Below are 11,199 nucleotides of genomic sequence, written 5' to 3'. Positions count from 1 at the left end.
AGAGTGATCATGAGTGAAGATGTTGTTTCCGAACCCTCGGTTTGCACCCGCCAACCGAACCAGATCGTTCGCCGTGCCCGCATCAAGCCGGGCATGTGCGGCCCCAACTCGCTGTTTGTCGGCCAGGTGGGAGACTGGACCTGGGATGCGGTGAGCCAGTTTTGCGGCACGGATGTTTACAACGCCAGAAACGAGCAGGGCAGTCCCACGTATCTTGGTTTTTATTACTACCACATCAAGGCTAGCCCGGACTTCCATCCGGGGACGTTGACGTTTGGGGATATGTTGCAGGTCGACAGCAATGTATTTGGCTTCGGCAGCGAATCGGTCCTGACCCTGCACCTGATCAGCCGGGCCAGCGAAGGGACGCTGTACGCCGAGCCTCTGGATCTGGATACGTTCTATCAGCGCACGCCTGACAATTGTATGTTTATCCAGAACTTCAACCGCTGGCTGGTCCGGACGGAAGGCGGCAGCAACGAGAAGCTGCAAAAGTCGAGTCCGGTCGATTTCGTCAGCGAGCATCTGCCCCAGCTGCCGGCCCGGTACTCACCGCGCCTGGTCTACGATTACGCCCGCCGCAACGGTAGCTTTCTGACAGAGGAGCAAAAGGCCCAATTGCAGTGCGTGGCGCAGGAGCGGTTCGAATACCAGGTCGATATCACGCGCGATCTCAATGGTGTGGGACTGCTGTATTTCGCCAGCTATTTCACCATTGTCGACCAGGCCATTCTCCGCCTGTGGCGCAAGATGGCCTGGGAAGACCAAAGCTTTATGGATCGGGCCGTGCTCGATCACCAGATCTGTTTCATGGGGAACGCCAACATGAGTGCGGTACTGATGCTGGAGGCCCAGTTATGGGTCGATCCAGGCAATCCTCACGCTCAGAAAATTTTCAATGTTGTGATCTTCGAAAAATCCGCAGATCGCATGATGGCCGTGGCTACGGTCCAACTTTAATTGCAAGTGCCAGATAATGAATAGAACAGACATAGCAAACGCGGTTAAAGACGTCATCGTTTCAATTCTGCCCAGTGTGCGTACTGACGAGATCCGTGGCGATCGACATATCAGGGACCTGGGTGCCGACTCGGTGGATCGGGTCGAAATCATCGCGACGTTACTGCAGAAGTTGAAGTTGAAGTTGCCGTTGGCCGACTTCAGCGCGCTCAAGGATATTGATGCCTTGATTGATTATCTGTGCGCAGCCTGTGAGCGATAAGGGGGAACTATGCACGTTGGCATTGAAGCGTTGAATGTGTATTGCGGCATCGCCCAGATCCCGGTGGCGACGTTGTTTGAAGCGCGCGGACTGGATAGCGCCCGGCTGGATAATCTGATGATGATGGAGCGCGCCGTCGCGCTGCCGTTCGAGGATCCGATCACCAATGCCGTCAACGCGGCGCTTCCCATCCTCGAGCAGATGTCGGAAGAGGAAAAGAACGCGATTGCCGTACTGATCATCGGCAGCGAGTCCGGAATTGATTACAGCAAGTCGATTTCATCCTATGTCCATGCCCATTTGGGGCTCAGCCGGAACTGCCGGATCATGGAGGTCAAACAGGCGTGTTTCGCTTCGACCGCTGCCGTGCAGATGGCCGTCGGATATCTGGCTTCGGGAGTGGCGCCCGGCGCCAAAGTGCTGATCATCGGCACCGACGTCGCGCTGGTCGACCAGCGTGCGGAATACATGGAGCCAACAGTAGGCCACGGGGCGGCGGCGATCCTGCTGGCAGAGGACGGGCAGATCGCTCGGTTCGATCTGGGAGCCTTCGGCAATTACAGTTTCGAAACCATGGATTCGGCGCGGCCGACCAGCACTTTCGAAATTGCCGATGTAGACGGCTCTCTGTTTACTTATCTGGATTGTTTCAGCAACAGCTATGCCGACTACACCTCCAAGGTCGATGGCGTCAGCTTTACCGACACCTTCAATTACCTGGCGATGCACACACCATTCTCCGGGTTGGTCAAGGCGGGTCACCGCAAAATGATGCGTGAGCATTCGGGCTGGCGGCCAGAGCAGATCGTGGACGACTTTTCGCGACGCGTCTCGCCGTCCCTGAAGTACCCGAGCCGGGTGGGTAACCTTTGCTCGGCTTCGGTCTATCTGGCTTTGGCGAGCACAATCGACCACGCCCCTGTGCAAGGGTGCGCCAGGGTCGGCATGTTTTCGTACGGGTCAGGCTGCTCATCGGAATTTTTCAGCGTCACCATCGACGAATCCTCACACGATGCGCTAGCAAAAATGGATATCAAGGGGCGGCTGGATCAGCGCTACTTATTGAGTTTCGCCGAATATCAGCAGATCTTGACTGAGAACCTGCGTTGTCTGCAGGCGGTTGAACATCGCAAGATCGATACCGCCGGGCTAGAAAAATTTCATGTCGGTAGGCCGAGTGGGCAGCGCATGCTCGCGTTGGACGGTATTGAAAACTACCACCGTAAATATCGATGGATTTGAGCATGCGCTCTTGAACGGATTCTAAGGACAACGGATGGACAAGCAATTGCAAACCCCCACTCTCGAATTTTGCGTTGTGGTAAACGATGAAGAGCAGTACTCGGTTTGGCCCCGGACACGATCATTGCCGCTGGGGTGGACTGAATGCAACCCGACGTTTCAAGGCTCCAGGGACGCATGCCTGGCTCATGTCGAGAGGGTCTGGCATGACATCCGTCCCAAAAGTATGAGGGAGGGGGCACCATGTTGATGGAGCGGGTATCGGATAGCGTCGGCGCTGAGCGCGCAAGCCCGCAATCCCCCTGGCTGAGAATGCCTGTCGTGCGCGGTGCGCATCGAATCAGGCTATTGTGTTTCGCCCATGCGGGGGGAGGGGCGTCATTTTTCAGTCGCTGGGGGAGTCTGCTGGGCCACGACATCGAGATATGCCGAGTGGCGTTGCCCGGGCGTGAAGCTAGACGACAGGAGCCAACCTACACAAAGATGGCGGATCTGATCGATCCGTTATTCGAGGCGCTGAAGCCTTTCATGGACGAGCCATTCGCCTTGTTCGGGCACAGTATGGGGGCCGCAGTGGCTTATGAAATCGCCAGGAAATGCGAGGCAAATGGTTTGAGCCATCTGCGTCATGTGGTTGTTTCGGGGCGCAGGGCCCCCCATCTTCCCGCGCGGAGACGATCCTTTTATGACCTGCCGAAGGAGCAGTTTCTGAACGTGCTGCAGTCGCTGAGCGGCACGCCGGACTCTGTAATGGCCGACGAGGGCTTGCTGGAGGTTTTTCTGCCCAGCTTGCGTGCTGATTTCGAATTGATCGAAACCTATTTGCCGCTGCCTGGCGGCATACTTAAAACCGCACTGACGGCTTATTGCGGCGCCCATGATCCCGAAGTCGATTACAGCGAGCTTTCAGCATGGCGTCATACTACCTGCGGCACGTTCAAGAGTCGGGTTTTCAGTGGCAACCACTTCTATCTGCAGCCGTTGCCGGAAGAACTGGCGCTTGCGTTGCGACAACTGCTCCTGTCACTGCCGTGACGAGATGGACAGCATCAATGAGGCTTTTCGAGTGAAGAGTAAGTTTGTCGCGTTGTTGCGCGGAATCAATGTTTCAGGAAAACGTACCATTCATATGGCGGATTTGCGGACCAGCCTTCAGGCCATGGGCTTTCAGGCGGTCCGTACCTACTTGCAAAGTGGAAACGTTGTGTTCGAGGCCGAAGAGATCGGTGCCGACGTACTGGCAATCCAGATCAAGGCAATGATCCTGGCCGATTTTGGTCATGAGGTAGAGGTCTTGGTGCTTGGCGTCGAGGCGCTTCGAGAGATTATCGCCGCTAACCCTCTGTCGCCGGGAGGCGGAGAGGAGGGCAAGCTGTTTCATGCAACTTTATTGTTCGAACCGGTCTCCAAGGCAGCATTCGATCGGCTGGCGATGCCCCTACAGGGGCAGGAGCGTGTGGTCCTTATCGGCAAGACGGCGTTTCTCCACTGTCCGCATGGTTATAACAAGACCAAGCTCAACAATAGCTTTTTCGAGAAAAAACTGTTGGTGCCTGCTACTACGAGGAACTGGCGCTCAATGCTTGCGATACTCGATTTGTGCGTGTAGGTACGCCGTGGCCGTGCTGGACTCCGAGGTGACGAGGAGGGGGCTACGGAGCAGGCGCTTTTCGAGCTGGGCCTGCGCTACTGATGCCTTCAGGTTGATAACAGTTTTCAGCTGGCTAGGTGCAGAACCTAATAATATGCCTTGGAGTTCGGTCTTTTTTGCTCTTGAGACGTCCCAATAACAAGTTCAGAATTGAGTCTTCTTCTGCTTCGACGAGAGGAGAAACCCCTTGGATTTCAATGGGTAGGATGCCAGATGCGAGTCTCGTTTCCCGCTCCAGGCATTAAAAAATGGATCTCTGAAAAGAGCTCCATTTTTTTTGGTCCAAAGAAAAGTTTTTGTTTGGCTGTTCCCGCAATATTCCCGGAAAGCACCCGAATCCCGCCCCGATGAGCACAGTTCCCGCTGCTCCGTAGATCCGCTTTCGTGGTGCCTGCCTCATTGGAAACCATACAAATCTCCTCCATCCATATGAGACGTGGACTGTAGGATGGCTCTCACCGTGCGGCGATCGTAGATATAGTCGAAGTGTTTACGCATTCCAATGAGTGAAGCCCGGGGGCACAGCCCCCCCCAGGCAAGTTACGGTCATGGCATTTGCGGCAGTTCTTGCGCACGCAAATCGAACACCAGCACTTCGGCATCCACACCGTTGCTCAAGGTCAACGCCTGTTCATCGCGAACCCGCACGCCATCGCCTTCCTGCAATTGCACGCCGTTTAGCTCGACCTTGCCCCGGGCCACATGCACATAGGCGTAGCGATTGGCGGCGAGCGTGAGACTGGCGCTTTCTTTGCCGTCGATCAGGCCGGCATAGACCCGGGCATCCTGGCGAACCCATAGCGAACCGTTGGCCCCATCAGGGGAGATGATCAGTTGCAGGCGACCGCGTTTCTTCTGCGTGCTGAAGTGCTCTTGCTGATAACGCGGTTTGGCGCCGCTGACGTCCGGTACGATCCAGATTTGCAGGAAGTGCACCGGCCGGGTTGCCGAGTGGTTGTACTCGCTATGCGCCACGCCGCTGCCGGCGCTCATCAATTGCACGTCGCCGGGGCGGATCACCGAACCTGTGCCTAAAGTGTCCTTGTGTTCCAGGGCACCCTCGAGCACATAGGAGAAAATCTCCATGTCCCGGTGCGGGTGTTGGCCAAAGCCTTTACCGGCTGCCACGCGGTCATCGTTGATCACCAGCAGGTCGGAAAAACCCTGCTCCCGCGGATTGCGGTAGTTGGCAAAGGAAAAGGTATGGAGCGACTTCAACCAGCCGTGATTGGCCGCGCCGCGATCAGAAGCTTTGCGAAGGGTCAGCATGATGAAATCTCCTGTTTGGGACGAGAGTTCGTCCGAGTGAGGAGAAGGTTAATGTTTATCAGTGGGTGCAATAAGTAGATGGAAATTGAAATACTGTCTCGATCAGGTTGACAGTTATGTGAGCGGGTTCATGTATTCTTGTTGTTACAAATGGCCATAATGTTCAGCGCTGACGCTGCGTTTCCTATTTCTTTGATATCAGTGATTTCCAACCCATGAAAACCGTGGCAATGGTGCTGTTTCCAGACTTTCTCCTGCTTGATATGGCCGGGCCCATGGAGGTGTTTTCCATCGCCAACCGTTATCTGGAGCCGGGCGACCGTTATCAGCTGTCGATGATCGGCACCGAGCATGGCTTGCTGCGAGCTTCCAACGGTGTCAGCGTTCAGGCGGATATGCATATCGATCAGGCGTGCGAGGGCTATGACCTGTTGCTGGTACCGGGCGGTCCGGGGGCCTATAACGAAAAACATCCACCGTTGCTCGACTGGTTGCGGGGCGCCGTCAGTCGGTCGGCCGGTTATGGCTCGATCTGCACGGGGGCGTTCATATTGGGGCATGCCGGTTTGCTGGACGGTTATCGGGTGACGACTCACTGGCATTACACGGAGCGGTTGATTCGAGCCTTCCCCGAGGCAACGGTGAAGACCGATCAGATTTACGTCGAGGATCGCAACCTGATCAGCTCTGGCGGGGTCACCGCCGGCATCGACCTGGCACTGGCGGTGGTCGCTCAGGATCACGGCAAGAAAATCGCCCAGGACGTGGCCAAGGTGTTGCTAGTGGTGATGAAGCGCCAGGGCGGACAGGCGCAGTTCAGCCCATTGATGGCTGCAGTGGCACCCCAGGAAACGCCGGTGACCCGAGTGCAGAACCATGTGCTCGAACACCTTGATGAAGCCTTCAGCGTCGAACGCATGGCCAGCCTGGCGAACATGAGTGCGCGGCATTTCGCCCGGGTGTTTGCCCGGGAAGTGAACATTACGCCCATGGAGTTTCTGCAAAGCGCGCGTATCGACTGTGCGAGGAGCCTGCTGGAAACCAGTGACCTGCCGCTCAAGACCGTCGCCTACAAAAGCGGCTTCGGCAGCGTGCGGCACATGCGTTTTCTGTTCAGTGAAAAACTCGGTCTGACTCCCGCCCAGTACCGCGAACAGTTCAGCTAGAGCGTTCTTGTCCGTCCAGCGCACCGCGATGGCCGTGACGCTCCCTCCAGCTCCGTTGTACCGTCACCCATGCCTGCCAAGATACTCGTGGACTCTTGGCAATGGAGGTGCGGGAGCCTGGGCGAACTCGTGCAATGGATGATGCAGTACCTTGAGCCGGGCCAGGTTTTCAGCACGTGAACGTGCATGAACAGACTCAGAGATTTAAATAGCAGTGCGGTGCTGCGGTTTGGCCCGTACGTGTTTCACACTCGTCAACGGCTGATCCTGGAAGGTGATCGGTCGCTGCGTATGGGCGGACGGGCACTGGATATCCTCCAGGTACTGGTCGAGCGCGCGGGCAATGTGCTCAGCAAGGAAGAACTGATTGCCCATGTCTGGCCGACTTCGGTGGTCGAGGAGATCAACCTGCGCGTGCACATCGCTGCCCTGCGTCGGGCCCTGGGCGACGGCCAGAACGGGCGGTGCTACATCGTTAATATTCCCCAGCGAGGTTATAGCTTCATAGCCCCAGTGCAGCGCGAGTCGGACGGGATGCAGGTTTCGATCGAAACCGTTCAGCCGCCCCGGCACAACCTGCCGACACGGATCACGCCAGTGACCGGCCGAGATTCGATCGTTGGCAGTCTGGTCCGGCAGTTGCCGGTTCGCCGTTTCATGACATTGGTCGGCCCCGCTGGTATCGGCAAGACCACGGTGGCCTTGCGCGTGGCCGAACAGCTGTTGCAGCACTATCGCGATGGCGTCTGGATCGTTGATCTGGCGTCAATCGATGACCCTGCGCAGCTCGTCGATTATCTGAGCCAGGCCCTTGAACTGGACGTTGGCGTAGATGCACTGGCGCCACGGCATGCATTGCTGGTGCTCGACAATTGCGAGCACGTGCTCGAACGTTGCCGCTCGCTGGTGGATGGCCTATTGGTTTCGGCGCCACGGTTATCGATCCTGGTCACCAGCCGCGAACCGCTGCGGGCGGCGAGGGAAACGGTTCAGCGTTTGCCAGCCCTCGCGGTGCCGCCGATGTCGGCGCTGCAGAGTGTTAGCGAGGCGATGAGCTATTCGGCGGTGCAGCTGTTTGTCAGCTGTGCCCGTGCCCGCCAACAAGGCTTTGCTCTGCGTGAACAGGACCTCAAGGCTGTGCGGGAAATCTGTCGGCGCCTCGACGGTCTGCCCTTGGCCATCGAACTGGCAGCGGCGCAGATCGATGCGCTGGCACTGGTTGGGCTGCGAGCACAACTGGACAATTGTTTTCAACTGCTGACCCAAGGCCGGCGCACCGCCGTGCCACGGCATCAGACGCTCAAGGCTGCGTTGGACTGGAGCTATCAGCGCCTGAGCCCGCTGGAGCAGACCGTGCTGCAGGGGCTGGCGGTGTTCAAAATAGCCTTTACTTTGGACGCAGCCATCGGCGTCATCAGTTGTGCGGTGCTGCGGCCCACCAGTCTGGCAGAGGTGATAGAACGGCTGGCGCTGAAATCACTGTTGTCGGTTGAACAGGGCAATGGCATGACACGTTATCGGTTTCTCAACACTACCCGCACTTACGTACTGGAAAAGCTTGAACTGAGCGGACTGCGGCGAGTGTTTGAAACGCGTTATGCCCGCTATCTCAGCCGGGCACGCTGGGTTTCAGGCCGGCCGGTGTCGCTGCAGCTCGTCAAGCAGACGGCGGACTTTGCTTAGGTCTGGTGTGGCAAAGCCTTCGGTGAAGCGGTTGTAGATCGGCGCCAGCAGGTCATGGGCTTGTTGGTGGCGGCCTTGACGCTGCCAAAGCTCGGCCAGTGATGTGGCCGTGCGCAGCTCCCACGCCAGAGCACCCTGGGCTTTTGCCACTGCCAGCGCTTTGAGCAGCACGGTCTCGGCTGCACTCTGGCTGTTTTCTGCAAGCAGTGCATTCGCTCTGGCCCGAAGGATTTCCGCCGTGCTCCAACCCGCAGCGCCGTTTTCGGCCCGTGCCAGCAATGTGTCATCGACGAAACCGGTATCCAGGGTGACCATGATTTCCTTGATCAGCCCGACGCCGGGTTGCGGGGGCGAATGTGCGTTATCGCCATCGATCACCTGCGCGTAGTGCCGGGCCCAGTTGTAGAACAGCAGCACCGAATGTTTTTGTGCTTGTTCGAGCAGCAGGCGCAAGAGGTTGCAGGCAGTTTGAGTGTCGCCGTTGTAGTGGGCGATCAGGCAACCGGACAGTGCCAGCGTGTAGCAGATGGACGTGCCGTGGTCGATCTGGAGCGCAATGTCCAGCGCCTGACGCGCGGTGCTCCAGGCCTTTTCCGGATGGCCTTGCAGCCAGAGGATCCGCGCGAGAATGGTCAGGGCGGCGACGCTCTGGTCGTACTGGACACCAAAGCCGTGGGTGAAGCGATTGAGGTGTCCGCTCTGGGCCATGCGCTCAATGACTTGTTCAGCAACCTCCCGTGCCCGTTGCTGATCCCCGGCAAAGTGCAGGGCCAGCACTTGCAAACGGTGTGTACTCAGGGACACAGCGGCGTTGCCTTGTAAACCCAGACGATCGAATTGCAGGCTCTGTTCCAGGGCCGTTTGGTAGTTGCCGCAACTGAGGTTGACCGCCATGTGCCCGGACACGGCCCTGAGCTGACCGGCCACGTCGTTGCAGCGTTCGGCCAGGGTTCTGGCGCTCACAAAGGCTTCGACGGTTTCGGCGGTGCCGCCTTGGGTGTGGTAGCAGGAGCTGCCGAGGGCGAGCTTGAGGGCCATTTTCAGACGAGGGCAGGGCTCGGGCGTCAATTCGAGCCCTGCCAGGGCCTTGCACACGTACACGCCGTGTTCCTTGAGCAGCGACAGTTCCTGCCAGAGTGGCGTCGAAACCGATGCCAGTCGGATCGCCACAGCCTGCGGCCCTTGAGCGTTCAAGCCCCAGTCCAGGGCCGAGCGGATGTCTTCCAGACTGCGGGCGTAACGTTCGATCCATATATCGGTCTGGATGTGCTCCCAGTCGTTCTGGGCCTGATGCATCAATGCCAGGCAGCGCTCGGCGTGGCGTTCCAGGGTGTCTGGCAAATCATTGGCCTGGTCGAGTTTTTCCAGGGCATAGCTGCGGGTGGTATCGAGCAGACGGTAGAACACCTGCTCGTCGCCGACCTCCACGTTCAGCAGTGACTTGGCCACCAGTTGCGTAATCGCGCCAAACACCTCGCGGGGTTCGATGTGTTCGCCGACAATCACCGCGGCCGCCGATTCCAGCGTGAAACCGCCCCTGAACACACCCAGTCGGCGCAGGCAGATTTGTTCGCAGGTACTCAGCAGCTCAAAGCTCCAGTCAAGTGTCGCGCGCAGGGTCTGATGCCGACCCAGCGTCGTCTGGCAGCCCTGTGTGAGCAGACGAAAACTGCCTTGCAGTTGCGTTAGCAATCCACTCAGGCCAAGGCTGTTCACTTGCGCCGCGGCCAGTTCAATCGCCAAAGGAATGCCGTCCAGGCGGCGGCAAATCTCGATCGCCAGAGGCAGTTCGGCATCGCTCAGTTCGAAACTGTCATGGCTGGCCATTGCCCGTTCGACGAACAATTGCACAGCCGAAAAACTCAAGGCCTGGGAGCTGTCCAGCGCGGCGATGGGTGGTGGGCAGTCCAGGGACTCCAGGCGCTGAACGAATTCGCCTTCGGCCCGCAGGCTCTCGCGACTGGTGGCCAGAATGTGCACATCGGGCGCGCCACGCAGGATGCTTTCGCTGAGCAACGCAACGGCGTCGATCAGATGCTCGCAGTTGTCGATCACCAGCAGCATTTGCCGATCGCGCAGGAAGGTCGTGAGGCAGTTCATCGGTTCAGCGTCGTGCAACGACAGGTCCAGCAGCGTCGCCAGGTGGGTGGCGATCATCAACGGGTCGCTGACCGGGGCCAGGTCCAGCAGTCGAATGCCGTCCCGGTAGCGACCGATCAGTTGTTCGGCGACGCGCAGTGCCACCGTGGTCTTGCCGATACCGCCAGGGCCGACGAGGGTGATGAAGCGTTGGCGTGGCAAGTGCGTGACAAGACTGTCGACCAAGACCTGGCGACCAATCATGCGAGTCCGACGAATGGGCAGGTTATGGCCGCTCTGCTCGTGGCCGCTGCTCGGCGGACGTTGCTCGACGTGTTCCAGGGAGTACGGCGCGACAAAGCTGTAACCACGCTGGGCCACGGTGACGATGTAGCGCTGGCCGGCTTGACCGTCGCCGAGGGCTTTGCGCAGCGCCGCCATGTGTACTCGCAAATTGATGTCTTCGACTACGCATTTGGGCCAGACCTGCGCGATCAATTGCTGCTTGCTGACTACATTCCCGGCGTGTTCCAGCAGGATCAACAGAATGTCCATGGCGCGCCGACCCAGGCGCAGGGGCTGGTCGGCCTCCAGCACCAGGCGTTGTCCGGGGTAGACCCGGTAGGGGCCGAAATGTACGGCCTGTTCGGGGGAACGGGTCAACGGGTCACTCCTGCTTGCATCCGTCTATCACACGGTATCCGGGCATGTTCCTCAAATCTGTTAGTCAACGCAACGCGGTGACCGAGCGACTGTCCTGTGTGTGCATTGTATGCAGCGTTTCCGGCACCGTTCGCAAGCTCGTATTTACTGGGCTCGGCGGTGGAAAAAGGTTGAGTCGGGGCTTTTGGTGCACCGTTGAAAATTAACAACGTTTAACTCGTCCT

10 protein-coding genes are annotated in these 11,199 nt (G+C 58.3%); 8 read left to right on the top strand and 2 right to left on the bottom strand.

Annotated features, from left to right (window positions below; genetic code table 11):
* The first annotated feature begins 9 nt into the window (after positions 1-9).
* Genes FPT12_RS03540 through FPT12_RS03515 form a run of 6 tightly spaced genes read left to right on the top strand, consistent with a single transcriptional unit; the run spans position 10 to position 4,073 of the window.
* Positions 10-960, top strand: a complete 951-nt coding sequence (locus FPT12_RS03540; RefSeq protein WP_145014666.1) for an LnmK family bifunctional acyltransferase/decarboxylase — start codon at positions 10-12, stop codon at positions 958-960.
* A gap of 16 nt (positions 961-976) precedes the next feature.
* Positions 977-1,222 carry a phosphopantetheine-binding protein gene (locus FPT12_RS03535; RefSeq protein ID WP_145014665.1) on the top strand — a complete coding sequence of 82 codons (246 nt, stop codon included), beginning with the start codon at positions 977-979 and terminating at the stop codon, positions 1,220-1,222.
* Positions 1,223-1,231: 9 nt separating this feature from the next.
* The gene (locus FPT12_RS03530) at positions 1,232-2,464 is read left to right on the top strand and encodes a hydroxymethylglutaryl-CoA synthase family protein (protein ID WP_145014664.1); all 1,233 of its coding nucleotides are present in this window, start codon (positions 1,232-1,234) and stop codon (positions 2,462-2,464) included.
* Between the two features lie 34 nt (positions 2,465-2,498).
* Positions 2,499-2,714, top strand: coding sequence for an MbtH family NRPS accessory protein (locus FPT12_RS03525; protein ID WP_145014663.1), 216 nt, complete (start codon positions 2,499-2,501; stop codon positions 2,712-2,714).
* Positions 2,708-3,499 carry a thioesterase II family protein gene (locus FPT12_RS03520; RefSeq protein ID WP_218570710.1) on the top strand — a complete coding sequence of 264 codons (792 nt, stop codon included), beginning with the start codon at positions 2,708-2,710 and terminating at the stop codon, positions 3,497-3,499. Before FPT12_RS03525 ends, FPT12_RS03520 begins: the two co-directional genes overlap by 7 nt.
* A 4-nt stretch (positions 3,500-3,503) precedes the next feature.
* Positions 3,504-4,073: a DUF1697 domain-containing protein gene (locus tag FPT12_RS03515; protein WP_145014662.1), complete on the top strand. Its 570-nt coding sequence runs from the start codon at positions 3,504-3,506 to the stop codon at positions 4,071-4,073.
* A gap of 588 nt (positions 4,074-4,661) precedes the next feature.
* On the opposite strand, the gene FPT12_RS03510 is transcribed toward FPT12_RS03515, so the two are convergent.
* Positions 4,662-5,384, bottom strand: a complete 723-nt coding sequence (locus FPT12_RS03510; RefSeq protein WP_145014661.1) for a pirin family protein — start codon at positions 5,382-5,384, stop codon at positions 4,662-4,664.
* 215 nt (positions 5,385-5,599) lie between these two features.
* Between FPT12_RS03510 and FPT12_RS03505 the strand changes: the two genes are divergently transcribed.
* Together FPT12_RS03505 and FPT12_RS03500 are read left to right on the top strand one after the other, a co-directional pair.
* The gene (locus tag FPT12_RS03505) at positions 5,600-6,550 is read left to right on the top strand and encodes a GlxA family transcriptional regulator (protein ID WP_145014660.1); all 951 of its coding nucleotides are present in this window, start codon (positions 5,600-5,602) and stop codon (positions 6,548-6,550) included.
* Between the two features lie 186 nt (positions 6,551-6,736).
* Positions 6,737-8,233 carry a winged helix-turn-helix domain-containing protein gene (locus FPT12_RS03500; RefSeq protein WP_145014659.1) on the top strand — a complete coding sequence of 499 codons (1,497 nt, stop codon included), beginning with the start codon at positions 6,737-6,739 and terminating at the stop codon, positions 8,231-8,233.
* On the opposite strand, the gene FPT12_RS03495 is transcribed toward FPT12_RS03500, so the two are convergent.
* On the bottom strand, positions 8,180-10,975 hold the full coding sequence (locus FPT12_RS03495; RefSeq protein ID WP_145014658.1) for a winged helix-turn-helix domain-containing protein: 2,796 nt from the start codon (positions 10,973-10,975) through the stop codon (positions 8,180-8,182). The two genes, FPT12_RS03500 and FPT12_RS03495, sit on opposite strands and share 54 nt — an antisense overlap.
* Positions 10,976-11,199 lie beyond the last annotated feature (224 nt).

This window comes from Pseudomonas sp. H3(2019), from assembly GCF_007713465.1.
In the GTDB taxonomy this organism is placed as follows: Bacteria; Pseudomonadota; Gammaproteobacteria; order Pseudomonadales; family Pseudomonadaceae; genus Aquipseudomonas.
Note: the sequence above shows the minus strand (reverse complement) of the source record. Positions and strands in the feature narration are given on the sequence as shown.

Coding starts and splice junctions, on each gene's coding strand:
- FPT12_RS03540 (WP_145014666.1), top strand. CDS start 10: ATGAGTGAAGATGTTGTTTCCGAACCCTCGGTTTGCACCCGCCAACCG.
- FPT12_RS03535 (WP_145014665.1), top strand. CDS start 977: ATGAATAGAACAGACATAGCAAACGCGGTTAAAGACGTCATCGTTTCA.
- FPT12_RS03530 (WP_145014664.1), top strand. CDS start 1,232: ATGCACGTTGGCATTGAAGCGTTGAATGTGTATTGCGGCATCGCCCAG.
- FPT12_RS03525 (WP_145014663.1), top strand. CDS start 2,499: ATGGACAAGCAATTGCAAACCCCCACTCTCGAATTTTGCGTTGTGGTA.
- FPT12_RS03520 (WP_218570710.1), top strand. CDS start 2,708: ATGTTGATGGAGCGGGTATCGGATAGCGTCGGCGCTGAGCGCGCAAGC.
- FPT12_RS03515 (WP_145014662.1), top strand. CDS start 3,504: ATGGACAGCATCAATGAGGCTTTTCGAGTGAAGAGTAAGTTTGTCGCG.
- FPT12_RS03510 (WP_145014661.1), bottom strand. CDS start 5,384: ATGCTGACCCTTCGCAAAGCTTCTGATCGCGGCGCGGCCAATCACGGC.
- FPT12_RS03505 (WP_145014660.1), top strand. CDS start 5,600: ATGAAAACCGTGGCAATGGTGCTGTTTCCAGACTTTCTCCTGCTTGAT.
- FPT12_RS03500 (WP_145014659.1), top strand. CDS start 6,737: ATGAACAGACTCAGAGATTTAAATAGCAGTGCGGTGCTGCGGTTTGGC.